This is a genomic window from Dietzia massiliensis (assembly GCF_018390595.1).
GTDB classification, from domain to species: Bacteria; Actinomycetota; Actinomycetes; order Mycobacteriales; family Mycobacteriaceae; genus Dietzia; species Dietzia massiliensis.
In genome coordinates this window covers 19,397-43,365 of record NZ_JAHBAV010000004.1, presented here as the reverse complement: position 1 = coordinate 43,365, position 23,969 = coordinate 19,397, and the positions used below count along the sequence as shown (strand labels likewise).

The window sequence follows — 23,969 nt, the reverse complement described above, 5'->3', positions numbered from 1 at the left end:
GCGCTTCCCCAGAATTGTGATCTGACAACGACTCTGCTCTCAGGTCCAGGGCAGTGGTCCCAGTTCGCGTTCCGCCCACCGGCGGACGGCTTCGCCGTCGCGGACGTCGAGCCCGACGGTGCCGACCTCGATCGCCTCCGGCCACGCCGCCGGGCCCGCCAGCTGGTCGTCGAGCACCTCGATCGTGGCCTCGGACGGGTCCGTCCCCGCGCGCGCCCGCTCGGTGATCCGCCGCACCAGCTCGTCGCGGGGCGCGGTGCACGAGATCTCCACCAGCTCGGCGTGCGCGTCGGCGGCCACGGTCTCGGCCTCGGCCCGCCGGCGCGGCTCGAGCCACGTGGCGTCCAGCACCACGCTGCGGCCCAGGGCGAGTGACGCGGCCGCGCGGTCGAGCAGCTCGGCGTAGACGGCCCCGACCGCCTCCTCCGAATACCTGTCGCTCCCCCGGGCCGCCTGCGCGCGCACCACGTTCGAGCGCACCACATCCGAGCGCAGCAGCTCCGCGCCCAGCGCCTCGGCCAGCGGCGCCGCGAGGGTGGACTTCCCCGACCCCGAGACGCCGCCCACCAGCACCAGTCGCACCCTCCCACGCAGCAGCGAGTCGACGGCCAGGTCCGCCAGCTCGAGGGCGCGTCGCGCGTCGCCGAGGCCCCCGTCGCCGTCGGCCGCCTGCTCCGCGCGGATCGCGGTGACCTTCGACCGGACGATGGCCCGGTACCCGATGTAGTGGTGGACGAGCGACGGCGGCGCGTCGTCGCCGGAGGCCTCCCGGTAGGCCCCGAGGAGGACGACGGCGAGGTCCCGCGCCCCCGACGCGTCGAGGTCCATCGCCAGGAATCCGATGTCCAGCACGGCGTCCCCGTAGCGGAGCAGGTCGTCGAACTCGAGGCAGTCGATCACCCTCGGCCCGTCGTCGAGCAGGTAGACGTCGGCGGCCAGCAGGTCCCCGTGCCCGTCGACGATCCGACCGTCCGCCACGCGGGACTCCAGCAGGGGCGCGCGCCCGCGCAGGTAGTCGGTGGCGAGCGCCTCGATGTCGTCGACGATCTCCGGCGCGCCCCGGCCCACCTCGAGGCGGCGCAGGTGATCGAGGGACCGCTCCCACAACCCGGCCACCGCCGCCGGGGTGCCCGCCGCGTCGATCTCCTCCGAGCGTGGGCCGGCGGCGTGCAGGTGCGCGATCTGCCGGGCCACCTTGGTCAGGCCCACCACGATGTCCGTATCGCCGCCCCCGGGCCCGCCGTCGGCCCGGAGGCGGACCAATGAGGCGAGGCTCCTACGCGCCGGCAGCCGGCGCATCCGCACGACGTGATCGACCACCTCGCCGTCGGGCCCCCTCACCTCCAACACGCCCCTGTACACGTCCGGAGTGAGCCGACTGTTGAGCTCGACCTCGCGCCGGCTCTGCTCCCCGCGGGCCGCGGCGGTGGTGTTGTCGAGGAAACCGAGGTCGACCGACTTGCGGACTTTGTGAGCCTCGTCACCCCAGAGGAAGATGAGCGCGCTGTGCGTCTCCACCACGACGGGCGGGCCGGGCGGCGGCGGATCGACGGCTGCGGAAGCGTCCATGCACCCAGCCTAGGCAGGCATGACGCGCGGCACACCGGTCGCGCAGGCGCCGCGTGAGAAACCTGAAATGCCCCCGTGACCGGGTTGTTACGTCAAGGGATGCTCAGGTTCCCGACCTCTTGCGGAACTCCGGTGCGCTTGTAGGGTCGCCGATGCACTCCGCTCCGACCGGGGTGTCCGCGATGAGATTCATCGGGGTCGATGCAGATCGGAGAGTTCCTCTATGACGAACACCCACCGCAAGACCACCAACCGCACCACCGCGAAGATCGCCGCCGTCGGCGCGTTCGGCATCGGTGCCGCCATCGCGTTCCCGGGCCTGGCCGCTGCGGAGACCGACGCCCCCACGGATCCCACCGCCAGCCTGGCCGAGGCCACCGGCGAGGACGGCAGCCTCGAGGGCGCCCTCGGCACGGACCTCGGCATCGACCTGGGCAGCCTGAGCTTCAACCTCAACCTCGACGCCGAGACGCCCAACCCGGGCTCGATCGAGTTCGGCAGCCTCGGGGTCTCCCCGAACACCGGCAGCGAGGCCATCGACGGAGGCGGCCCTGCCGCGGACTCCGGCTCCCTCGGCTCCGGTGAGGGCGACACCCAGACCGGCGCCGTGACCGGCGAGGCCGACTCCGGCTCCCTCGGCTCGCTCGGCAGCAGCGAGGAGCCCGCCGATGACACCGCCACCGATGAGACCACCCCCGGTTCGCTCGGCTCGGGTGACGAGGCCACGGACGACACCGCGGCCGCCGCCGACGAGTCCGGGACCGGCTCGCTGAGCGGCTCGCTCGCCGGCCTGAGCTCCGGCGCCGAGGGTGACGCCGCCGACGAGACCGTCGAGGCCGGCGTCAACGCCGACGTCGGCATCGCCGCCGGCTCGCTGGGCTGATAACCCCCGGCTGACACGCGGCGCAGCGGATGCGCCTTCCTGGCCCGGGACCGCGACCCTCCCCCGTCGCGATCCCGGGCCGTCGTGTGTCGCCGGACACTCATAGGGGATGATGCAGGCGTGACGATCGTCGTGGCCTGCGGGGCCTTCAAGGGCTCACTCACCGCTATCGAGGCGTGCCGTCACGCGGCCGAGGGTGCCCGGCGGGCGCACCCCGAGATCGACGTGGTCGAGCGCCCGGTCGCCGACGGCGGGGGCGGCAGCCTCGAGGTGATGGTCGCCGGCGGCGCGCGCCCCGTGCCCGTCACCGTCTCCGGACCCACGGGCGAGACGGTGGAGACGTCCTTCGCCGCCATCGATCCGGACACCGCGTTCGTCGAGATGGCCGACGCCTGCGGCCTGCTCCGCCTACCCGGCGGTGAGCCTCGCCCTCTCGAGGCGTCGAGCCGCGGCGTCGGCGAGGTCATGCTGGCCGCGCTCCGCTCCGGCCGCGGCAACATCCACCTGGGCATCGGCGGCAGCGCCTCCACCGACGGCGGCACCGGCATGCTCTCCGCCCTGGGCGCGCGGTTCCTCGACGCCTCGGGTGCCGAACTACCCGACGGCGGCGGCGCGTTGATCAATCTGGACCGCGTGGACCTCGACGGTCTCGACCCGGCCGTCCGGGCCGCCCGGATCCTCGTGGCCTGCGACGTCGACAATCCGCTGCTCGGTCCGCTGGGCGCGGCCCGCGTCTACGGCCCGCAGAAGGGCGCCACCGACGAACAGCTGGACGAGCTCGAGGCCGGCCTCGCCCGGCTCGTCGAGGTCCTGCGCGCCCAGGGGCTCGACGTGGACCCCGACGCCCCCGGCTCCGGCGCCGCCGGCGGTGTGGGCTTCGCCGCCCGCGAACTGCTCGGCGCCTCGCTGGATCCCGGCTTCGAGGTGCTCGGCACGCTCACCGGCCTGGAGGACATGCTCTCCGCCGCCGACCTCGTGGTTACCGGCGAGGGGCGACTCGACGACCAGACCATGCACGGCAAGACGCCGATGGGCGTGGCCGCCCTCTGCCGGTCGCACGCGGTGCCGGTGGTCGCGGTCTGCGGACGCCTGGATCTCGAGGCCGACCGGGTCGCCGAGGCCGGGTTCGTCGCCGCCGCCGCGTTGACCGAGCGCGAGCCGGACCTCGAGCGCTCGATCGCCAACGCGGGCCCGCTGCTCGAGGACGTCGCCGCCGACGTCATCTCGCGTATCCTGCCCTGATGCCAGCGGCGCCCGGTAGGCATGATGGGGGCAGCTCCCGACCACACCCCACAGCCCCCGCCCCCTTGGAGGTCGACATGCGCAAATGGCTCCTCGGCGCGCCGCTGGCCGCGCTCGCGGCCGTCGCGGCCACAGATATGCGACAGACCCGCTACCCGATCCTGCGGACCTTCCCCGTCCTCGGCCACGCCCGGATGGCACTGACCGCCATCGGCCCCGAGCTGCGGCAGTACATCGTCGCGGGCAACGACGAGGAACGCCCGTTCACGCGCGACCAACGCGACTGGGTGTACGAGTCCGCCGAGACCCGGGCGACCACGTTCGGTTTCGGCACGGACAACGACATCGAGTTCCTCGAGGGCTACCCGATCGTCAAGCAGCGCACCTTCAGCGACGTCACGCTCTCCGCCCGCCCGCACGCCGGGCAGCAGCTCCCCCTCCCGCCCGCCAAGGTGCTCGGCGCGGCCCGGGGCCGCGCCCGCGCGTACCGACCGGAGTCGCTGGTCAGCATCTCGGCGATGAGCTACGGTGCGCTCTCCGCCCCGGCTGTGGAGGCGCTCAACCGAGGCGCCGCCCTGTCCGGGGCCCTGCACAACACCGGCGAGGGTGGGCTGAGCCCGTACCACCAGAACGGCGCGGACCTGGTCTTCCAGATCGGCACCGCGTACTTCGGTGTCCGGGACGACGACGGCCGCTTCGACATCGACAAGCTGGTGGCCCTCACCGAGAAGCACCCGATCCGGGCCATCGAGATCAAGCTCAGCCAGGGCGCCAAGCCGGGGCTCGGCGGGCTCCTGCCGGCGGCCAAGATCACCGAGGAGGTCGCCGCGATCCGCGGCATCCCGATGGGTGAGGACTGCGCGAGCCCCTCCCGCCACACCGCGTTCCACGACGTCGACTCGATGCTGGACCTGGTCGAGGAGATCGCGGACCGCACCGGACTGCCCGTCGGCATCAAGTCGGCGGTCGGCGACATGAGCTTCTGGGAGGATCTCGCCACCGCGATGGTCCCGCGCGACCGGGGCGTCGACTTCATCACGATCGACGGCGGAGAGGGCGGCACCGGAGCGGGCCCGCTCGTGTTCACCGACGCCGTGTCCCTGCCCTTCCGCCTGGGCTTCCCGCGCGTCTACTCGGTCTTCGCCGAGGCCGGGCTGACCGACGACGTGATGTTCATCGGCTCCGGCAAGCTCGGCATCCCGGAGAACGCGGTGGTCGCGCTGGCGCTGGGGGTCGACATGATCAACGTGGCCCGCGAGCCGATGCTGTCGGTGGGCTGCATCCAGGCGCAGAAGTGTCACACCGGGGGATGCCCCACGGGGGTCGCCACCCAGAACCCCTGGCTCGTCCGCGGTGTCGATCCCACGGCGATGGCGGTGCGGTGCTCGAACTACATCCGGTCACTGCGCCGCGAGCTCGTCAAGGTCGCCGGCGCGGTCGGGGTCCCGCATCCCGGTCTCATCGGGCCGACCGACGTCGAGCTCGCCCGCGGGACCCGGGACGCGCACACGCTGGCCGACATCTACGGGTACCGGGACGGCTGGGGGCTGCCGGGCGAGGACGACGCCCGCGCCATCACCGAGTTCATGGTCGCCTCCGGCGTCGCGGAGTACACGGCCGCGGTCACGCCGCCGGGAATCCCCCCGCGCGCAGGAGCCCCAGCTCGCGGTTGAGGTTGGCGTGGGCCTGCTTCTCCCACAGATCGCGGCCCGCCCGCGTGAGGAACACCGAGCGCCGCTCGAGCAACCCCTCCAACGCGCCGATCCGCCCGGCCACGAACCGCTCGCCCGGCACGTGGGCGTACTCGTGGCGGACGTCGCGGGCGTAGGTGTCATACGTGTCGGGGTCGGCGCCGAGCACGGCGAGGTCGGCGTCGGAGAGGACCGCACCGTTGAGGTCCCCCGGCTCGACGCGGTGCCCGCCCATGAGCCGGACCAGCCGCGCGACCTCGGCGGCCGGAGCGGCGGAGTCGAGCACGCGCTCGGCCAACGCCGCGGACTTCTCGGTGTTCTCCGAGCCGGTGGGATCGAACACCGCGGCGTGTAGCCACGCGGCCAGGCGGACCTCGGTGTCGTCGAACGACTCCCCGTCGGCCTCGAGCGCGTCGATCGCCCGCAGGACGGCCCGCAGGTGCGTCTCGTTGTGGTACCGCCGCTGCGGCTCGTTCCAGCGTTCGAGCAGGTCAGCACGCAGCTCGGGGGTGAGGAACTCGACGGTGGCGTCGAGGGGGTCAGCGGAGGCCGTGCGGTCCGTGTCCATGGTCGGACTCTACCGCCGTGCCCGCTCCGGGCAGACCGGATCGGCCGGTCCCGGCCCCGGACGCCGCCCCACCCCTACACGTCCAGGTCCGCGCCCGTCGGCGGCGGGAACTCCTCGAGGGCGGCGAGCTCGCGCTCGTCGAACGTGCGGGCCCGCGACAGGAACCGCTTCCCGGTCGGGTTCTCGAGACTGAACCCCGAGCCCCTGCCCGGGACGGCGTCCACCACCAGTTGCGTGTGCTTCCAGGTCTCGAACTGTGAGCCCGAGATCCACACGCGTACCCGGAGACCGACCGACGCCCCGGGGGCGCGCGCCTCGTCGTCGTCACCCAGGTCCAGTTCCCCCACCAACACGTCGCGCTGACCGACCCGGAACTCCCCGTCCGGGTAGCACATGGGCGCGGACCCGTCGCAGCACCCGCCGGACTGGTGGAACATCACCGGCCCGTGCGGGCCGACGAGCTCGCGGAGGAGCTCGACGGCCGGCTCGGTCGCCACCACGCGCGGCGGCAGGTCGTCGGGCGCACCCTCGGGCGCCGCGGCGCGCGCGGCGATCCGCACGCTCCCACCCGAGGGCAGCCCACACACGTCGTCCATGCTGCTCACGCCCGGCTCAGAAGAAGCCCTGCGGCTTGCCCGAGTAGCTCACGAGCAGGCACTTGGTCTGCTGGTAGTGGTCGAGCATCATGAGGTGGTTCTCGCGGCCGATGCCGGACTGCTTGTAGCCGCCGAACGCCGCGTGCGCCGGGTACTGGTGGTAGGTGTTGGTCCACACGCGGCCGGCCTGGATGGTGCGGCCGGCGCGGTAGGCGGTGGTGCCGTTGCGCGACCACACGCCCGCGCCGAGGCCGTAGAGGGTGTCGTTGGCGATCATCATGGCGTCGTCGAAGTCGGTGAACGAGCTCAGGGAGAGCACGGGCCCGAAGATCTCCTCCTGGAACAGCCGCATCTTGTTGTGGCCGCGGAACACGGTGGGCTGCACGTAGAAGCCGCCGGCCAGGTCGCCGTCGAGTTCGGCGCGCCCGCCGCCGGTGAGCACGTCCGCGCCCTCCTGCTTGCCGATGTCGATGTAGGACAGGATCTTCTCCAGCTGGTCGGTGGAGGCCTGCGCGCCGATCATCGTGTCGGTGTCCAGCGGGTTGCCGGTCTTGATGCGGTTGGTGCGCTCGATCGCCAGCTCGGTGAACTCGTCGAAGATCGACTTCTGGACGAGCGCGCGCGAGGGGCACGTGCACACCTCGCCCTGGTTGAGGCCGAACATCGTGAAGCCCTCGAGGGCGGCCTGCCGGAAGTCGTCGTCCGCGTCCATGACGTCTTCGAAGAAGATGTTGGGGCTCTTGCCGCCCAGCTCGAGGGTCACGGGGATGAGGTTCTCCGAGGCGTACTGCATGATCAGCCGGCCCGTGGTGGTCTCGCCGGTGAACGCGACCTTGCGGATGCGCGGGTTGGAGGCGAGCGGCTTGCCGGCCTCGGTGCCGAAGCCGTTGACGACGTTGACCACGCCCGCCGGCAGCAGGTCCCCGATGAGCGACATGAGGTAGAGGATCGAGGCGGGGGTCTGCTCGGCGGGCTTGAGGACCACGCAGTTGCCGGCGGCCAGCGCGGGCGCGAGCTTCCACACCGCCATGAGGATCGGGAAGTTCCACGGGATGATCTGCCCGACCACGCCGAGCGGCTCGTGGAAGTGGTAGGCCACGGTGTCGGAGTCGATCTGCGAGATCCCGCCCTCCTGGGCGCGGATGGCACCGGCGAAGTAGCGGAAGTGGTCGATCGCCAGCGGGATGTCCGCGTTGAGGGTCTCGCGGATCGCCTTGCCGTTGTCCCAGCTCTCGGCCAGCGCCAGCTTCTCGAGGTTCTCCTCCATCCGGTCCGCGATCCGCAGCAGCACGAGCGAGCGCTCGGCGGCGGAGGTGGCGTTCCACGCGGGCGCGGCGGCCCACGCGGCGTCGAGCGCGGCCTCGATGTCCTCGGCGGTCCCGCGGCCCACCTCGCAGAACACCTGGCCGGTGATGGGGGTGACGTTCTCGAAGTACTCGCCCTTGGCCGGAGCCTTCCACTCGCCGCCGATGTAGTGCTCGTAGCGGCTCTCGTAGGACATCACCGCGTCGGCGGAACCTGGCTGGGAGTAGACGGTCATGTCGGGCACCTCTCGTCTGCGCGCGCCGGCCCCGACGGCCGGCGACTGTGATGCAGGACACTAATCGCGGGAGGGTTGCACGGACGTTGCACGCCGCGCGGAGCGGCGAGGGCGGCCAGGGGCGGCCACGGGCGGCGTGGGAGGAACCGGGGCGACGACGACGAGGCGCTCAGGCCCCCAGGCGGTCGTCCAACACCCGGTGCACGGAGCGGGCCGAGGACCTCGCCGCCGGGGAGAGGTCGGGCAGCGACCCCAGGGCCCGCCAGGCGTCGGGGTCCTCGCGACCGGGGCCGGCGGTCCAGGCGCGCAGGGCCCGCACCGATCCCGCGCCCAGCGCGGCGGCGCGGACCCGGGCGTGCAGCTCTTCCCGCAGGTCGGCGACGCCCGGCGCGTCGGAGGTCGGCAGGAGCGGGCCGGGGTAGGCCGCCACGGCGGCGTCCACGTCGGTGTCGAGCAGGGCGACCACCCGGTCGGCATCGGTCTCCACGGCCCCGGGCGCCAGCCGGTACGGCCGGGAGCCGATGACCTCGGGCCCCAGGACGCGGCGCAGCCTCGACATCTCGGCGCGGACGCTGACGTCGCCGAGCCGGCCCTCGGCGAGGAGCTCGGCGAGCGCCCCTCCGGACAGGCCGCCGGGGTGGGCGGCGAGCAGGACGAGGATCTCGGCGTGCCGGCCGGTGAGCGGGCCGTGGCCGGAGAGCCCCGGGCGGGCGGTTCCGAGGACCTCGAGGAGGCGCGGCCCGGTCGCCGTCGCCTCCGCCGCCCCCGCCGTCCCGGGCACGAGCACGCCGGCCGGGGTCGACCGCAGCTCGGCCTCGGCGAGCAACGCAGTGGCCCTGACCAGGGCGAGCATCTCGTCGGAGGCCGCGGAGTCGTGGCCGGTCACGTCGATACCGCCGACCACCCGCCCTGTCACGGGGTCATGGACCGGCGCAGCCGAGCAGCTCCACGAGTGGGCGGGCGCGAGGAAGTGCTCCGCGCCGCGCACCCGCACCGGGACGTCGTGCCGCAGCGCGAGGCCCGGCGCGTTCGCCCCCACCGCGTCGTCGCTCCACAGCGCCCCCGGCACGAACGCCATCCGCTCCGCCCGGGACCTCACCCCGCGGTCCCCGTACAGCCACAGGAGCCGGCCGTCGGCGTCGGCCACCGCCACGAGGTGCCCGCTGGTCACGACCCCGGACACCAGGACCTTCTCGACCATGGGCAGCACCGCCGCCATCCGGTGCGCGGCCAGGTGCTCGGACAGGGCGGGGCCCTGCAGGTCGACCGGCGGATCCGCCCGATCCGGGTCGATCCCCCGTCGCCTGCTGCGCTCCCACGACTGCGCGACGATCGCGCTGGCCACGGCTGGCCTCCCCGCCGACATGTCATCAGTGTAACGGGAATCACAAAACATGACGGCAGCCTCATAAGCGAATCCGAATAAGCGGCGCTAGCCACGGGATGCGGCCGACCCCTCTACAATCGTCAGTGATGCAAGCCACACATGACCTAAGGACCGAGATGACGACCGAGTTCGCCACCCCGCCAGCCGCCAAACCCTTCCCCGTCGAGAACCTGTCGAGACTCGTGTTCAAGAACGCACAGGAGGCGCCGAACGACGTCGCCGTGCTGCGCCTCGTCGGCGGCGACTGGAAGGAGGTCACCTGCGCCCAGTACCTGGAGGAGGTCAAGGGCGTGGCCAAGGGCCTCATCGCCCGGGGCGTGAAGCCCGGCGACCGACTGGCGATCATGAGCCACACCCGCTACGAGTGGTCGCTCATCGCCTGGGCGGCCTGGGCCGCCGGCGCGGTCACCGTGCCGATCTACGAGACGTCCTCGTCCGCGCAGTGCGACTGGATCCTCACCGACTCCGGGGCGACCGTCGCGGTCGTCGAGAACCTCGAGCTGCGCGAGGTGCTGACCGGCGGCACCGACTGGTCCGGCGACATCCTGGTGATCGAGGGCGACCTCGTCGCCCAGCTCACCGAGGCGGGCGCCGGCGTCTCGGACGAGGATCTCGAGAAGGCCTCGCTCGCCGCGGGCCACGAGGACCCCTGCGCGATCGTCTACACCTCCGGCACCACCGGCAACCCCAAGGGCTGCGAGATCGCGCACGGCGGGTTCGGCGGCGTCGTCGTGTCGGTCGAGGAGCAACTCCAGGACGCGTTCGTCCCCAACAGCCGCACCCTCATCTTCCTGCCCCTGGCCCACGTCCTCGCCCGCATCCTGGAGGTGTCCTGCTTCTACAAGCGCGTGGCCGTGGCCCACGAGCCCGACACCACCAAGGTCATCGAGCGCCTCGGCGAGATCCACCCCACCTTCCTGGTGTCGGTGCCGCGCGTGCTGGAGAAGGTCTACAACTCCGCCGCGGCAAAGGCCGAGAACGCCGGCGGCGCCAAGGCCAAGATCTTCAAGGCCGCCGTCCAGACGGCCATCGACTACTCCAAGGCCCTCGAGAACGGCGGTCGGCCGTCGGCCGCGCTGAAGGTCAAGCAGAAGCTCTACTCGAAGCTCGTCTACTCGAAGCTGCACGACGCACTGGGCGGCGAATGCGACCGCATCATCTCGGGCGGTGGGCCGCTGGGCGCCCGCCTGGGCCACTTCTTCCGCGGCGCCGGGTTCGACCTGCTCGAGGGCTACGGCCTGACCGAATCCTCGGGCGTGCTCACCGTCAACCCGACCAACCGGGCCAAGATCGGCACCGTCGGCACGCCGATCCCGGGCGTCACAATCCGCATCGCCGAGGACGGCGAGGTCCTGGCCAAGGCCAAGACACTGTTCAAGGGCTACTGGCGAAACCCGGAGGCGAGCGAGGCCGCGTGGACCGGCGAGTGGTACCACACCGGTGACATCGGCGAACTCGACTCCGACGGCTACCTGTCCATCACGGGTCGCAAGAAGGACCTCATCGTCACCGCCGGCGGGAAGAACGTCTCGCCGTCACAGCTCGAGGACCTGCTCACCTCCGACCCGCTGATCAGCCAGGCCGTCGTGGTGGGCGACAACCGCAGCTACATCGCGGCGCTCGTCACGATCGACCCGGAGACGTTCCCCGCGTGGCGGGACAGGCACGGCAAGACCGGCGAGGTCTCGGACCTGCTGCAGGACGGCGACCTGGTCGGCGCGGTCCAGGACGCGGTGGACCGGGCCAACAAGTCGGTCTCCCGCGCGGAATCCATCCGCAAGTTCAAGATCCTCGCGGCCGAGTTCTCCGTCGAGTCCGGCGAACTCACTCCCACCCTCAAGCTCAAGCGCAACGTCGTGCACGACCGGTTCGGCAGCGAGATCGAGTCGCTGTACACCGACGCCTGATCCGCCGATCGTGGGAGCGCCCGGGCCCGGACGGGTTCCGGGCGCTCCCACATCCGCCCGATCAGGCGTACATGCCCTCGATCTGCTCGGCGTAGTGCTGCTCGACCACGTGCCGCTTGACCTTGAGGGTCGCCGTCAACTCGCCCGAGTCCTCGGTGAAGTCGCGGGGCAGTACGACGAACTTCTTGACGCCCTCGGCGTGCGAGACCTGCCGATTGGCATCGTCCACGGCGGCCTGGATCTCGGCGCGCAGCGCGGGGTCGGTGACCAGGTCCTCGGCCGGCCGGCCGCCGTGATCGTTCTCTTCCGCCCAGTTCTTGAGCTCGTCCTCATCCACCGTGATCAGCGCGGAGACGAACTTGCGGGCCTCACCGATGAGGACCGCGTGGCCGACGAGCCGATGCGCCCGGATCGCGTCCTCGATCTGCCCCGGCGAGACGTTCTTACCGCCGGCGGTGACGATGATCTCCTTGGCGCGACCGGTGATCGTCAGGTAACCGTCCGGGTCGAGCGAGCCGAGGTCACCGGTGGCGAACCAGCCGTCGCGGACGGCCTCGGCGGTGGCCTCCTCGTTGTTCCAGTAGCGGTCGAAGATCAGCTCGCCGGCCAGTTCCACCTCACCACTGTCGGCGATCCGGACGCTCGTCCCGGCCACGGGTCGCCCGACGGTGCCGATGCGCTGGCAACCGGGGCCGTTCACGGTCGCGGCGGCGGTGCTCTCGGTGAGCCCGTAGCCCTCGTAGACGGGCACGCCGGCTCCGCGGAAGAAGTGCGAGATGCGGTCAGGCAGGGCGCCTCCGCCGGAGATGGCGTACTCACAGCGACCGCCGAGCGCCGCGCGGATGGCCCTGTACACGAGCAGGTCGAGAGCCTTGTACCGGGCGGCGTGCAGGAGCGAGGGCCGGCGCGCGTCGTCCAGTCCGTCGTTGCCGCGCAGACGGCTATCCTCGATGGCGACCGCTTCGGCGCGCTCGAAGATCCGCCTCTGAACCGCGCCCTTGGCGGCGGCCTTCGTGGCGATCCCGTCGCGCACCTTCTCGAAGACGCGGGGGACCCCGAGAATCATGTGCGGCCGGAAATCGGCGAAGCGCGGGAGGATGGTGGAGGTGTCGTCCCAGAAGTCGACGGTCGCGTCACCGAGGTAGACCGTGTAGGTCACGGCGCGGGCGAGCACGTGGGCCAGTGGCAGGAACATCAGGACCTTCTTGCCCTGCTGCGCCATCGACCCGATGGGGTGGTCGAGCAGCGCGTGACACTCCGACAGGAGGTTGCGGTGGGTGATCACGCAACCTTTGGGCCGTCCGGTGGTGCCGGAGGTGTAGATGATCGAGGCGGGGGTGTCGAGCTCAAGAGTGGCCACCGCGGCGTCCAGGGTCTCGGCCTCGACGGACTCGCCGTCGGCCTCGAGGGCCTCGAGCCCGCCGTCGTCCAGGTAGAGGATCCGGGTGCAGGTGTCGGGGACGGTCGTGTCTCCGACGACGACGACGTGTTCATCGTTCTCGGCCACGAGAACCTTCGCCGCGGAGTCGGCGAGAATCCATTCGAGTTGCCCCGCCGAGGATGACGGGTAGATCGGCACGGTGATGGCTCCGGCGGTCCAGACGGCGAGATCGACCAGCACCCATTCGAGGCGGGTTCCGGCCATGAGCGCGACCCTGTCCCCGGGCTCGACGCCGGCCGCGATGAGTCCGGCCGCGATCCTGTCCACGCGCTCGACGAGTTCGGCGTTGGAGACGGATCGCCACCGGCCGTCGACGTGATGGTCGAACGGGACCGCCCGCGGCGCCGTGGCGGCGCGCCCTCGCGCCACCACCGGGATCAGGTCGGAACGTATGAAGTTTCGCTGGGCGGGGACGGTGATCTCGCGCATGCCGGAGGCGGCCTTTCGGGCGACGATGAAAATGGAGCGCAGTCGATTATCGGCCCGACGGGCGCTCGTGGCAATCAGGGGACCATTCCCTGGCCACACCCTCGTGCCATCTCGACCTATCGCGTACACTCGCGAATAGACAGACCTGTTCATTCTTCAGAACGGAACACACCATGGCGCAGATCTACTCCGACATCTCTGAGACCATCGGCAAGACCCCGCTGGTCCGTCTCAACTCCCTGACCGAGGGACTGCAGGCCACCGTCCTGGCCAAGCTCGAGTCCGCCAACCCGGCCGCGAGCGTGAAGGACCGCATCGGCGCGGCGATCATCGACGACGCGGTGGCGTCGGGCGGCCTCAAGCCCGGTGGCACGATCGTCGAGGGCACGTCCGGCAACACCGGTATCGCGCTGTCCATGGTCGCGGCGGCCCGCGGTTTCAAGGCCGTCATCGTCATGCCCGACACCATGTCGGTCGAGCGCCGCGCCGTGATGCGCGCCTACGGTGCCGAGCTCATCCTCACGCCGGGCTCCGAGGGCATGAAGGGTGCGGTGGCCAAGGCCGAGGAGATCGCCGCGACGCGTGAGAACGCCGTCCTGGCGCGCCAGTTCGCCAATCCCGCCAACGTGGACGTCCACCGCCGCACCACCGGCGCCGAAATCTGGGAGGACACGGACGGCGACATCGACGTGTTCGTGGCCGGCATCGGCACCGGCGGCACCATCTCCGGCGCGGGCAACTACCTGCGCTCGCAGAAGTCGGACCTGCACATCGTCGCCGTCGAGCCCAAGGACTCGCCGCTGCTGACCGAGGGCAAGGCCGGACCGCACAAGATCCAGGGCCTGGGCGCCAACTTCGTGCCCGAGATCCTCGACCGCGAGATCTACGACGAGGTCATCGACGTGACCCTCGAGGACTCGCTGGAGATCGCCAAGCGGCTCGGCAAGGAGGAGGGCATCCTCGCGGGCATCTCCTCCGGCGCCAACGTGTGGGCCGCCCTCGAGATCGCCAAGCGCCCCGAGAACGCCGGCAAGACCATCGTCGTCATCGTGTGCGACTACGGTGAGCGCTACGTCTCCACGATGCTGTTCGAGGACTACCGCGACTGATGACGCCGACGTCCGATCGCCCGGTGGGGTTCTGGCGCACGCTGCGCGAGGACCTCGCCGCGGCGCGCGCCCATGACCCCGCCGCCCGGGGCGACGTCGAGAACGCCGTCGTCTACTCCGGCCTCCACGCCATCTGGTTCCACCGGCTCTCGCACCGGCTATGGAACGCCGGCGGCGCCGGCCGGACCGCCGGGCGCGTACTGTCCCAGTTCGCCCGGTTCCTCACGGGGATCGAGATCCACCCCGGCGCCACCATCGGTCGGCGGTTCTTCATCGACCACGGGATGGGCGTCGTCATCGGCGAGACCGCCGAGATCGGCGACGACTGCATGATCTACCACGGCGTCACTCTCGGCGGCGTCTCGCTCAAGCAGGTCAAGCGGCATCCGACGCTCGGGGATCGCGTGACCGTGGGTGCCGGGGCCAAGATCCTCGGACCCGTGGAGATCGGGGACGACTCGTCGGTGGGCGCCAACGCCGTCGTCGTCAAGAGCGCCCCCGCGAACTCGATCGTCGTAGGCGTCCCCGGTGAGGCCCGCCCGTCCAAGTCGACCAAGGAGGAGCTGCGCGACGCGCAGTTCTACATCGACCCGGCCATCTACATCTAGCCGGGCCGCCCGGCGGCGCCCACGCCCTGCCGACCTCGCCGCGCCGGCCCCGCCGTGCCGTCGAGAAGACAGTTCCGCACACATCGCCCGAGTGGATGCGTGCGGAACTGCCTTCTCGTCGAGTTCGGGACGACCGACGCGTCGGCCGCGCCCATCTCGGGGCGGTGGCGGAGTGACGGACTCCCCCCCCCCCGCGCCGACGAGGGCTAGGCTCTGCCACTGTGCGAGTGCTTCCCACCACCTACTGGCTGCGCGGACCACTGGCCCTGCTGGCGCTGGCGTCGGTGGTCATGGTCCTGCGCGCACCCGACGAGCGGACCCCGTGGTGGGGGATCACCCAGAGCTTCCTGGACGCCCACGTCTACCGGTGGGGTGCCGAGGCCGTCCGGTCCGGCACGCCTCTCTACGAGGGCCTGCTCTGGGGACCCAACGCCCGCTTCTTCGCGGAGATGCCGTTCACCTACCCGCCGTTCTCCGCGTTGCTCTTCCAGCCGCTGCCGCTGCTCTCCGAACCGCTCATGATGGCCGGCTGGACGGCCCTCACCCTGGGGCTGTTGTACCTGGTCATCCGGATGTCGTTCCGCGCGCTCGACTACGCCCCCGACACCGTCACCCGGCAGGTGTCCCTGTGCCTGGCCCTGATCAGCCTGTCGCTCGAGCCGGTGCGCACCACCGTCTGGCTGGGCCAGATCAACATCATCCTGCTGGCGCTCGTCCTCGCCGACCATCTCCTGTCCCGGATCGGCACTGACCACCGCTTCTCCCGGTGGCGCCACATCGCCGGCATCGGCAGCGGACTCGCGGCGGGGATCAAACTGACGCCCGCGTTCTTCTGGGCGCACTGGGTCGTCACCGGGCGGTGGCGCCTCGCCCTGGTCTCCGTGGCCACCTTCCTCGCGACGGTGGCGGTCGGCTTCCTCGCGATCCCCTCGGACGCCGCCCGCTACTGGTCGGGCACGGTCTTCGAGTCGGGCCGCATCGCCCAGGACTCGGTGGTGTCCAACCAGTCGCTACGCGGGGTCCTCGCCCGGGTCCTCGGCGTCGACGCCGCTCCCACCGCCGCCTGGCTGGCATTGGCGGCGGTGGCCGCGGTGGTCGGGCTAGCGATGGCGGCCCTGCTGCACCGGGCCGGCCACCAACTCCTTGCGTTGACGCTGTCCGGGATGACGATGTCGGTGGTGTCGCCGTTCTCGTGGGGCCACCACTGGGTCTGGTTCGTGCCGCTGCTGGTCATCGCGGTGCACCACGCGATCGTCGGCCGTCGCTGGTATCTCTGGCTCCTGCCGCCGCTGCTCTGGGCCGCCACGGCCGCCTGGGTGCAGAGCTTCCCCAACCCCGACTTCCCCGACGACCGGTGGGTGGCGATCGGGTTGTTCATGCTCGGGGGCGACATCCCCCCGGTGGTCTTCGGGGTGATCACGAACATCTACCCGCTGCTCTGGCTGGTCACGGTGGTGCTGGCGGCGGTGCTGGTCCGACGCTCACGCTCGGACGGCGCTAGGCTGCGCGGATATGGGACGACGGACGACTCGTCACCGGGCGCAGCGGGTTCTGGCCGGGGGTGACGCACGGCGGGAGGTGACGACCCTCGCCGTCGAGGAGCCGCTCGAGATCCGGGTCGGCGGCCAGCCGTTCGTCGTCACGATGCGCACCCCGGGCGACGACATGGATCTCGCCGCCGGGCACCTGGTCTCCGAGGGGGCGGTCTGGCACCGCGATCATCTGCCCGAGATCTGCTACTGCACCACCGTCAGCGGTCGGGCCGAACAGGACTACAACACCCTCACGGTGACCCTCTCGCCGGACATCCCGGCACCCCGGTCCGCGCGGGCCACCACGATGAGCAGCGCCTGCGGGGTGTGCGGCATGGACTCGATCGACGAGGTGCGGCGCTCGACCCACTTCCCGGCCGAGCCGGTGGAACCCCTCGTCGACGCCGAGGTGCTGCTGGCGCTGCCCGAGCGGCTCCTCGACCACCAACGCCTGTTCGGTAAGACGGGTGGCGTCCACGCGGCGGGGCTCTTCTCCGCCGCCGGCGAGCTGTTGTGCCTGCGCGAGGACGTGGGCAGGCACAACGCCGTGGACAAGGTCGTGGGCTGGGCTCTGCGCGAGGGGCGACTGCCGCTGCGGGGAACCATCCTGCAGGTGTCGGGCCGGGCGTCGTTCGAGCTCGTGCAGAAGGCGTCCATGGCCGGGATCCCCGTGATGTCGGCGGTGAGCGCCCCGTCGTCGCTCGCCGTGGACCTGGCGGAAGAGGCCGGCGTGACCCTCGTCGGGTTCAGCCGGGGCGACCGGGCGACGGTATACGCCCATCCCGAGCGCATACGGGACTGAGCGCGCCGCCCGCAGGCCTCCGGTGCCAACTACACCTGACCCACCGGGCGTCGCGGCTCGGCGGCGGCCTCGGCACGCTCGCCGTACGGCACGTACCCGCGGCCGGGTGCGACGACCAGCAGGACCAGAGGGGCGCCCGCGGCGACGAGCCCCAGCGCGAGCAGGGCGTCGGCGATGCCGGAGGCGAAGATCTCGGCCGCGGCGTCGACGATCGGCTGCGCCGCGGGACCGGCGACCTCGCCGAACTCCACCGCGCCGGCGAACGATCCGGCCACCGCCTCACGGGCGGGCCCGGGGACGCCCGGCAGGACGGCGCCGATGTCGGCGGCGTACCGGCCGGCGAGGATGCTGCCGGAGATCGCGATGCCGATCGCGGCGCCGACCTCGCGCATCGCGTCGTTGACCGCGGCGGCCACGCCCTGCTCGTCGACGGGGATGTCCGAGACGATCGCGGACGTCGCGGGCGCGGTGGACAGGCCCAGGCCGACACTGGCGATGACCATCGGCCACAGGGTGTCCCAGTAGCTCGAGTCGACGCCCAGCCGGGAGAGGAAGACCATCCCGGCGGCGATCGCGCCCACGCCCACCACGGACACCGCCCGCAGTCCGACCACCGCGGTGAGCCGGGGCGAGAGCAGGGAGAACACCATGACGGGCACGACCATCGGCGCCAGCGACAGTGACGCCCCGATCGCGTCGTAGCCCTTGACCAGCTGCAGGTACTGCACGATGAGCAGGAAGAACCCGAAGATCGTGAGGAACTGCATCCCCACCGACACCGAGCCGGCCGAGAAACCGCGGCGCCGGAAGTAGCGCACGTCGAGGATCGGGTCGTCTGCGCGGAGTTCGACCAGCACGAAGGCGGCCAGGCTCACGGCGGAGGTGATGAGAGCGACGACGACGGGGGCCGCCGAGAAGCTGGTGTGCGCCCCCTCGATGAGCCCGAACACCACCCCTCCGACGGCCAGTGCGGAGAACACGGCGCCGGCGACGTCCGGCCGACCACGCCGGGACGCGACGGATTCGCCGATCGTGAACGCCGCGACCAACACGACCAGGCCGATCACCGAGTAGACGAGGAAGATCGACTTCCAGGACCACACCTGCAGCATGAGCCCGGAGCCGATCAGTCCGACGATCCCACCGATGCCGGCGAAGCCCGCCCAGGTGCCGACGGCGGTCCCGCGGCGTTCGGGCGGGAAGCTCGCGGTGAGCAGCGAGAGCGTCGACGGCATGACGAACGCGGCGCCCACGCCGGCGACCGCGCGCAGGATGATGAGCCAGAGCGGCGAGTCGAGCCACTGCGGCAGCGCGGAGGACAGGGTGAACAGGATCAGCCCCACGATGAGGGTGGCGCGGCGGCCGAAGCGGTCGCCCAGCGCACCGGCGGTGAGCACGAGCGCGGCCAGCGCGAGCGTGTAGGCGTCGACGATCCACGTGAGCTCGGCCTGGGTGGCGCCGATGGCCGCGGCGATGTCGGGCAGCGACGTGTACAGCGCGGACATGGTGGCCACGACCAGCGAGACCGCGACGACGTTGACGAACAACAGCCAGCGGCGTCGTCCGGTGGACAGTTCCAGCACCGAGCCTCCCGGGGAGCGGTACGGGAAACAATACCGGCGGTATCGTTCGTCCCCGCCACCGTAACGTACGACCCTCCCGGCACGGGGGGCCACAATGGGGGTCATGCCCACGCCGACCGACCCCCGCCGTGCCCGATCCCGGGGCAAGCTCCTCGACGCCGCGGCGGACCTCCTCGTCTCGGGCGGCGCGGCTGCGGTGACGGTGGAGGCGGTCACCCGGCTGTCGGGGGTCGCGCGGACCACGCTGTACCGCAACTTCCCGTCGACGGACTCGCTCATCGCGGCCGCGTTCCGCCGACTGCTGCCCGCCCCGGAGCCGCCGCCGGCGGAGGCCCCGCTGCGCGACCAGCTGCTGCACCTGTGCGCGTCGATGACCCGCCTCATCCAGGACGCGCCCCTGCAGCAGTCGATGCTGGGGTGGTTGGCGATGGGCCGCGGCGCCTCGGAGGACGACGAGGTCGGCCAGCTCCGCCGCGGGGTCGTGGACTCCTACACGGCGCCGCTGCACGCGGTGCTCTCCTCCGCGGAGGCCGACGGCACCCTCGTCCCCGGCGACCGCGACCTCGCGGTGGCGCAGCTCGCCGGGCCGGTGGTGCTGGCGCGGATGATCGGCCTGCGCGCGTTCACCCCGGACGATGTCGAGCGGCTGGTCGACGACTTCCTCCGCGGCCGACTGGCGGACCGGACGTGACCGCCGTCGGAGCGATCGTGCTGGCCGGCGGGCGCGCGAGCCGCCTCGGCGGCGTGGACAAGGCCCGGGTCACGGTGGCGGGGCGGCCGATGATCGAGAGTGTCGTCGGCGCCGCCCGGGCCGTGGCGGGCCCCGTCGTCACCGTGGGCCCCGGTGGCGACACCCGCGAGGATCCGCCCCACTCCGGGCCGGTCGCCGCGATCGCCGCGGGGCTGGCGGGACTGCCGGGGGCGGTGGAGCTCGTCGTCGTCGTCGCCTGTGACCTCCCCGACCTCGACGCGGCCACCCTCCGCGCCCTCGTCGCCGCGCTGCGCCGCCCCGCCGCATCGACCACCGGCGCGGGCGAGGTCACCGCCCCGCGCGTCGCCCTCGCCGTGGACGCCGCGGGGCACGACCAGTACCTCCTGGCCGCGTGGGACCGCCGAGCCCTCGCCGCGCGCCTGGCCGCCCTGGAGGCCTCCGGCGGCGTGGGCGGGCGCGCCGTCCGGGCCCTGTACGACGACGACGAGGAGGTGGTGGTCCGCGTCCCCGTCGGCGACCCCGCGCGGGACGTCGACACGTGGGCCGACCTGGCCGGACGCGGACCCGTGGCCCTCGCGCACGTGGGGGCCGTCCTGCGGGCGGGGCTGGCACCGCTACCGGCGGTCGGGCGCGCGCCCCTCGACGCGGTGGGGGCGGTTCTCGCGGCGCCACTGGTCGCGGCGGACCCGATGCCGAGGGGCCCCGTCTCCGCGATGGACGGCTACGCGCTGGCCGGGCCCGGGCCGTGGCGGCTGACCGGGGCCGCCCGCCGCGCCGGGGACGGCTCTCCCGCCTCGCTGGCCGCGGGGACGGCGGCGCGGATCGCGACGGGTGCGCTCGCCCCGCGCGGCACCGACCGCGTGCTGCGGCACGAGTTGGTCGAGGTGCGCGGCCCGGGCTCCGGCGACGCGGCGGTCCCCGGCGACACCGTCGTCACCGCGTCGGCCGGCGCCGACGGGGTCGACGACCTGCGTCCGGTCGGCGAGGACTGGCCTGCCGGGCACGCGCTGGCCGCGGACGGCACGGTGCTCGACGCGGCGCTGGCCTCGGCGGCCCTGTCGGCGGGGGTCGAGCGGGTGTCCGTGCGCGGTCCGGTGCGGGCGACGCTGGTGACCACGGGCGACGAGGTCCTGCCCGCGGACACGCCCTCCCCCCTTCCGCCGGGGCGGATCCGCGACACCGTGGGGCCCCTGCTGAGCGGGCCCGCCGGGGTCCTGGCGCGGGCGGGGTTCGGGGCGGTCGACCCGCCGCGGCACTGCCCGGACACGGCCGAGGCGGTCGACGATCTGCTCGGCGGGTCTGTTGCCGGGTCTACTGCCGGCTCGGACGTGCTCGTACTGGTGGGCGCGACGGGCCGCGGCGTCGCCGATCACCTGCGGTCGGCGCTCGAGCGGGTGGGTGCGCGCGTCGTGATCGACGGGGTCCGTGTCCGCCCGGGCGGCTCGCAGCTCGTCGCGGCACTGCCCGACGGGCGCGTTCTGCTGGCGCTGCCCGGCAATCCGCTGGCGGCGGTGTGTGCGGCCGCCACCACGGGTCGTGCCCTGGTCGACGCGCTCACCGGCCGGCAGCGCACGCCCGTGACCGCCGATCTGCCGGGGCTGGCGGACGTGGCGAATCCGGGCCGCGCGCGGATCCTGCCCGCCTGGCCCGACGGTGCCGGGGGCTGGCGGCTCGCCGACCGCGTCCGCACCGCCCATCTCGCCGACCTCGCGGGCGCACCCGCCCTGGCCGTGGTGCCCGAAGGCGGGGACGCGGGTGCGGGTGCGAGTGCCTACTCAGGCCTCGGCTCGGGCTCGGACACGGGCGGCCGCGTGGAGCTCGTCGACTGGATCTGACGCCGAGAGCGGGCCGGGCGGGAACGTGGGGCCGGGCGCGGGCTGGCCGATCTCGCCGGGTCAGCGCTGTCGTCAGCGCCGCCGGTTGCGCATCTTCCCGACGAACTCGCGGGCCTTGCGCTGGTTCTCCGGCTTCGAGGCCTCGCGTTTGACCACCTGAACGGCCTTGAGCGCCACTCCACTCCGCAGTGCGTTGCGTAGGAATCCCATCGTGCACCTCCATGATCGGCGGGGCACCAGCCTACCGCTGTGCTGTGGTCCCGGCCTCCGGTCGCGGGCTCTGCGGAAGCCCACACAGCCGCCCCTGCCGATGGCGTCTCGCGCGCACCGCGGGGCGGGCCAGACGCCATACTCAGGGGCGGCTGCAGATCGAGCGGACAGGGACGGGAGCGAGACGCCAGGGACGGGAGCGGCTGCACGGAGCGCGCGAAGCAGGGGCGAGAGCGAGACGCCAACTGCGGGAGCGAGACGCCAGGGGCGGGAGCGGCTGGCGGGCCGGGAGCGGATGGCGGACGGCGGGAGGCCTCTCCGTGGGACGTTCCCGCAGGTGATGCGGCACGGTAAATGCCCAGCTCAATAGGTATTTGAGATCACCCGTGACAAATGCGCCGGGGCGAGTCGCAATATGGCACGCTCGGCGTTGTGCAGTTGTCCCGGTCTTCCGATCTCGCGCTCCGCGCCCTCATGCGTCTCGCCGTCGCCGACGAGCGCGAGGAGCGGATGACCGCTGCGGTGATCGCCGAATCGGTCGAGGCCTCTGTGAGCCACGTGGCCAAGATCGTCTCCCGCCTGGTCGAGTTGGGCCTGGCGGAGTCGCGGCGCGGCCGCGGCGGCGGGCTGGTCATCACCGAACTCGGCCGGCACGAGTCGGTCGGGCGGCTGCTGCGCCGACTGGAGGGCCCAGGCGAGGTTGTCCAGTGTGAGGGCCCGACGCCCTGCCCGCTCGCGGGCAACTGCGGGCTCCGACGCGCGCTGGTGGACGCCCGCGAGGCGTTCTTCGCCACCCTCGACCCGCTGACGGTCGACGGGATCGTCCGCACGCCCACCCGCCAGGTGTCGCTCAGCCTCGGCGCCCGCCCCCGGACCGGCCCGGGACCCTGACCGCCCGGTCGGTGACACCCGCCGACCCTCGCCCTCCACCCACACGCAGTCCGACCCACCTGGGGCTCGGACGGCCCCGTCGCGCCCCGACACGTCCGTCGCTGTCCCGGCGCTCTCGCAGAAGGAGTACCCGTGACCACCTCGATCACCACCCTGGAGTCGATCCTCGCGCATCCCCGCGAGCTGTCCGACGAGCACGCCGCCGTCGTCCGCGAGACCCTGCCCGTGATCGGCGCCCACATCGACGAGATCACGCCGGTCTTCTACCGGACGATGTTCGCCGACAATCCGGAGCTGCTGCGCGACACGTTCAACCGCGGCAACCAGAAGCTCGGCGCGCAGCAGCGCTCGCTCGCCGCGTCCATCGCCACGTTCGCCACCCTGCTGGTGGACGGCCGGAGCCCGGTGGACATGCTCTCGCGGATCGGCCACAAGCACGCGAGCCTGGGCATCACGCCCGACCAGTACCAGGTGGTCCACGACTACCTCTTCGGCGCGATCGTCGAGGTCCTGGGCGAGGCGATCACGCCGGAGGTCGCAGCGGCGTGGGACGAGGTCTACTGGATCATGGCCGCCGTCCTGGTGGACTTCGAGAAGGCCCTCTATGACGAGGCGCAGGTCGAGCCGGGTGACGTGTTTCGCACCGCCACCGTGGTGGCTCGCGAGGACGTCACGGACTCGGTGGCCGTCTTCACCCTCGGCGGCCCGGACGGCGAGCCGCTGCCCGACTTCCGACCCGGCCAGTACACCTCGGTCGGCGTGGTCCTGCCCGACGGCGCCCGCCAGCTGCGCCAGTACTCGCTGTCCACCGCCCCGGGCGACGGCACGTGGCGGATCGGCGTCCGCCGCGTCGACGCGGACGGCGAGGCCTCCCCTGCCGGCGAGGTCTCCGGGTGGCTGCACGCCAACGCGACCGTCGGCACCACCATCCAGGTCACCCTCCCGTTCGGCGATCTCGTCCTGGACGCCGCCGGGACCGCGGAGGACCGGGAGGACGCCCCGGTCGTCCTCTGCTCGGCGGGCATCGGCATCACGCCCATGCTCGGCATGATCGCCCACCTGGCGGCGACCGAGGACCCCCGCCGGGTGCTCGTCCTCCACGCCGACCGGAGCCGGGCCGATCACGTGCTCGCCGACGAGGTGGCCGGTGAGGCCGCGATGCTCGCGGACGCCGAGGTCCACACGTGGTACGAGCAGGCCCCCGACACCGACGCCGTCTCCGGCCCGGGCACGGTCCACCGCGGCCTCATGGACCTGTCGTCGGTCCCCCTCCCCGAGGGTGCGCACGTCTTCCTCTGCGGCTCCACCGGCTTCCTCCAGTACCTCCGCCGGCAGTTCCTCGACGCCGGAGTGCCCGAGGACCGCCTCCACGCCGAGCTGTTCGCGCCCAACGACTGGCTGGTCTGATCCCGCCGCCGTGGGTCCGGTGCGTCG

At 72.5% G+C, this 23,969-nt stretch carries 20 protein-coding genes; 12 read left to right on the top strand and 8 right to left on the bottom strand.

Annotated elements, in window-relative coordinates; genetic code table 11:
- Window positions 1-39: 39 nt before the first annotated feature.
- Window positions 40-1,569: a bifunctional aminoglycoside phosphotransferase/ATP-binding protein gene (locus KHA85_RS02025; protein ID WP_213184614.1), complete on the bottom strand. Its 1,530-nt coding sequence runs from the start codon at window positions 1,567-1,569 to the stop codon at window positions 40-42.
- Between the two features lie 223 nt (window positions 1,570-1,792).
- On the opposite strand from KHA85_RS02025, the gene KHA85_RS02020 reads away from it, so the two are divergent.
- The 3 genes from KHA85_RS02020 to KHA85_RS02010 all read left to right on the top strand — a co-directional run bounded on the left by KHA85_RS02020 (window position 1,793) and on the right by KHA85_RS02010 (window position 5,367).
- Window positions 1,793-2,452 (top strand): hypothetical protein, encoded by a 660-nt coding sequence (locus tag KHA85_RS02020; RefSeq protein WP_213184613.1) that lies wholly within the window; start codon window positions 1,793-1,795, stop codon window positions 2,450-2,452.
- A 120-nt stretch (window positions 2,453-2,572) separates the two neighbouring features.
- Complete coding sequence (locus KHA85_RS02015; RefSeq protein ID WP_063973371.1) at window positions 2,573-3,694, top strand: glycerate kinase; 1,122 nt, start codon at window positions 2,573-2,575, stop codon at window positions 3,692-3,694.
- 77 nt (window positions 3,695-3,771) lie between these two features.
- Complete coding sequence (locus tag KHA85_RS02010) at window positions 3,772-5,367, top strand: FMN-binding glutamate synthase family protein (protein ID WP_213184612.1); 1,596 nt, start codon at window positions 3,772-3,774, stop codon at window positions 5,365-5,367.
- Here the strand turns inward: KHA85_RS02010 and KHA85_RS02005 are convergent.
- The 4 genes from KHA85_RS02005 to KHA85_RS01990 all read right to left on the bottom strand — a co-directional run bounded on the left by KHA85_RS02005 (window position 5,318) and on the right by KHA85_RS01990 (window position 9,455).
- On the bottom strand, window positions 5,318-5,953 hold the full coding sequence (locus tag KHA85_RS02005) for an HD domain-containing protein (protein WP_213184611.1): 636 nt from the start codon (window positions 5,951-5,953) through the stop codon (window positions 5,318-5,320). The genes KHA85_RS02010 and KHA85_RS02005 overlap by 50 nt on opposite strands.
- A 74-nt stretch (window positions 5,954-6,027) precedes the next feature.
- Window positions 6,028-6,549, bottom strand: a complete 522-nt coding sequence (locus KHA85_RS02000; protein ID WP_213184642.1) for a DUF779 domain-containing protein — start codon at window positions 6,547-6,549, stop codon at window positions 6,028-6,030.
- Between the two features lie 16 nt (window positions 6,550-6,565).
- Window positions 6,566-8,089, bottom strand: a complete 1,524-nt coding sequence (gene exaC / locus KHA85_RS01995) for an acetaldehyde dehydrogenase ExaC (RefSeq protein ID WP_131885742.1) — start codon at window positions 8,087-8,089, stop codon at window positions 6,566-6,568.
- Between the two features lie 169 nt (window positions 8,090-8,258).
- Entirely contained in the window at window positions 8,259-9,455 is a 1,197-nt protein-coding gene (locus KHA85_RS01990) for a helix-turn-helix domain-containing protein (protein ID WP_165928477.1), read from the bottom strand.
- A gap of 137 nt (window positions 9,456-9,592) precedes the next feature.
- On the opposite strand from KHA85_RS01990, the gene KHA85_RS01985 reads away from it, so the two are divergent.
- Window positions 9,593-11,383: an AMP-dependent synthetase/ligase gene (locus KHA85_RS01985; protein WP_213184610.1), complete on the top strand. Its 1,791-nt coding sequence runs from the start codon at window positions 9,593-9,595 to the stop codon at window positions 11,381-11,383.
- Between the two features lie 61 nt (window positions 11,384-11,444).
- On the opposite strand, the gene KHA85_RS01980 is transcribed toward KHA85_RS01985, so the two are convergent.
- Window positions 11,445-13,253, bottom strand: a complete 1,809-nt coding sequence (locus tag KHA85_RS01980; RefSeq protein WP_213184609.1) for an AMP-dependent synthetase/ligase — start codon at window positions 13,251-13,253, stop codon at window positions 11,445-11,447.
- Window positions 13,254-13,426: 173 nt separating this feature from the next.
- On the opposite strand from KHA85_RS01980, the gene cysK reads away from it, so the two are divergent.
- The 4 genes from cysK to fdhD all read left to right on the top strand — a co-directional run bounded on the left by cysK (window position 13,427) and on the right by fdhD (window position 17,304).
- Window positions 13,427-14,362: a cysteine synthase A gene (gene cysK, locus KHA85_RS01975; protein ID WP_213184608.1), complete on the top strand. Its 936-nt coding sequence runs from the start codon at window positions 13,427-13,429 to the stop codon at window positions 14,360-14,362.
- A complete protein-coding gene (gene epsC / locus KHA85_RS01970) occupies window positions 14,362-14,970 on the top strand; it encodes a serine O-acetyltransferase EpsC (protein ID WP_207913566.1) in 609 nt (202 codons plus the stop codon). The genes cysK and epsC overlap by 1 nt, the downstream gene beginning before the upstream one ends.
- Window positions 14,971-15,191: 221 nt before the next feature.
- Window positions 15,192-16,535 carry a glycosyltransferase 87 family protein gene (locus KHA85_RS01965; RefSeq protein WP_213184607.1) on the top strand — a complete coding sequence of 448 codons (1,344 nt, stop codon included), beginning with the start codon at window positions 15,192-15,194 and terminating at the stop codon, window positions 16,533-16,535.
- Window positions 16,483-17,304 carry a formate dehydrogenase accessory sulfurtransferase FdhD gene (gene fdhD / locus KHA85_RS01960; RefSeq protein WP_213184606.1) on the top strand — a complete coding sequence of 274 codons (822 nt, stop codon included), beginning with the start codon at window positions 16,483-16,485 and terminating at the stop codon, window positions 17,302-17,304. The genes KHA85_RS01965 and fdhD overlap by 53 nt, the downstream gene beginning before the upstream one ends.
- Window positions 17,305-17,333: 29 nt before the next feature.
- Here fdhD and KHA85_RS01955 read toward each other — a convergent pair whose 3' ends face one another.
- Complete coding sequence (locus KHA85_RS01955; RefSeq protein ID WP_213184605.1) at window positions 17,334-18,887, bottom strand: MFS transporter; 1,554 nt, start codon at window positions 18,885-18,887, stop codon at window positions 17,334-17,336.
- A 103-nt stretch (window positions 18,888-18,990) separates the two neighbouring features.
- Here KHA85_RS01955 and KHA85_RS01950 point away from each other — a divergent pair, with 103 nt between their 5' ends.
- Together KHA85_RS01950 and KHA85_RS01945 are read left to right on the top strand one after the other, a co-directional pair.
- The gene (locus KHA85_RS01950; protein WP_213184604.1) at window positions 18,991-19,578 is read left to right on the top strand and encodes a TetR/AcrR family transcriptional regulator; all 588 of its coding nucleotides are present in this window, start codon (window positions 18,991-18,993) and stop codon (window positions 19,576-19,578) included.
- On the top strand, window positions 19,575-21,434 hold the full coding sequence (locus KHA85_RS01945; protein ID WP_308936828.1) for an NTP transferase domain-containing protein: 1,860 nt from the start codon (window positions 19,575-19,577) through the stop codon (window positions 21,432-21,434). The genes KHA85_RS01950 and KHA85_RS01945 overlap by 4 nt, the downstream gene beginning before the upstream one ends.
- A 72-nt stretch (window positions 21,435-21,506) precedes the next feature.
- Here KHA85_RS01945 and KHA85_RS01940 read toward each other — a convergent pair whose 3' ends face one another.
- Window positions 21,507-21,644 (bottom strand): hypothetical protein, encoded by a 138-nt coding sequence (locus KHA85_RS01940; RefSeq protein WP_165001080.1) that lies wholly within the window; start codon window positions 21,642-21,644, stop codon window positions 21,507-21,509.
- A 432-nt stretch (window positions 21,645-22,076) separates the two neighbouring features.
- Between KHA85_RS01940 and KHA85_RS01935 the strand changes: the two genes are divergently transcribed.
- Both KHA85_RS01935 and KHA85_RS01930 read left to right on the top strand, forming a co-directional pair.
- A complete protein-coding gene (locus tag KHA85_RS01935) occupies window positions 22,077-22,535 on the top strand; it encodes an RrF2 family transcriptional regulator (RefSeq protein ID WP_007627491.1) in 459 nt (152 codons plus the stop codon).
- A 132-nt stretch (window positions 22,536-22,667) separates the two neighbouring features.
- Window positions 22,668-23,942 (top strand): globin domain-containing protein, encoded by a 1,275-nt coding sequence (locus KHA85_RS01930; protein WP_213184603.1) that lies wholly within the window; start codon window positions 22,668-22,670, stop codon window positions 23,940-23,942.
- Window positions 23,943-23,969 lie beyond the last annotated feature (27 nt).

Coding starts and splice junctions, on each gene's coding strand:
- KHA85_RS02025 (WP_213184614.1), bottom strand. CDS start 1,569: ATGGACGCTTCCGCAGCCGTCGATCCGCCGCCGCCCGGCCCGCCCGTC.
- KHA85_RS02020 (WP_213184613.1), top strand. CDS start 1,793: ATGACGAACACCCACCGCAAGACCACCAACCGCACCACCGCGAAGATC.
- KHA85_RS02010 (WP_213184612.1), top strand. CDS start 3,772: ATGCGCAAATGGCTCCTCGGCGCGCCGCTGGCCGCGCTCGCGGCCGTC.
- KHA85_RS02005 (WP_213184611.1), bottom strand. CDS start 5,953: ATGGACACGGACCGCACGGCCTCCGCTGACCCCCTCGACGCCACCGTC.
- KHA85_RS02000 (WP_213184642.1), bottom strand. CDS start 6,549: ATGGACGACGTGTGTGGGCTGCCCTCGGGTGGGAGCGTGCGGATCGCC.
- exaC (WP_131885742.1), bottom strand. CDS start 8,089: ATGACCGTCTACTCCCAGCCAGGTTCCGCCGACGCGGTGATGTCCTAC.
- KHA85_RS01990 (WP_165928477.1), bottom strand. CDS start 9,455: ATGTCGGCGGGGAGGCCAGCCGTGGCCAGCGCGATCGTCGCGCAGTCG.
- KHA85_RS01985 (WP_213184610.1), top strand. CDS start 9,593: ATGACGACCGAGTTCGCCACCCCGCCAGCCGCCAAACCCTTCCCCGTC.
- KHA85_RS01980 (WP_213184609.1), bottom strand. CDS start 13,253: ATGCGCGAGATCACCGTCCCCGCCCAGCGAAACTTCATACGTTCCGAC.
- cysK (WP_213184608.1), top strand. CDS start 13,427: ATGGCGCAGATCTACTCCGACATCTCTGAGACCATCGGCAAGACCCCG.
- epsC (WP_207913566.1), top strand. CDS start 14,362: ATGACGCCGACGTCCGATCGCCCGGTGGGGTTCTGGCGCACGCTGCGC.
- fdhD (WP_213184606.1), top strand. CDS start 16,483: ATGGGACGACGGACGACTCGTCACCGGGCGCAGCGGGTTCTGGCCGGG.
- KHA85_RS01950 (WP_213184604.1), top strand. CDS start 18,991: ATGCCCACGCCGACCGACCCCCGCCGTGCCCGATCCCGGGGCAAGCTC.
- KHA85_RS01940 (WP_165001080.1), bottom strand. CDS start 21,644: ATGGGATTCCTACGCAACGCACTGCGGAGTGGAGTGGCGCTCAAGGCC.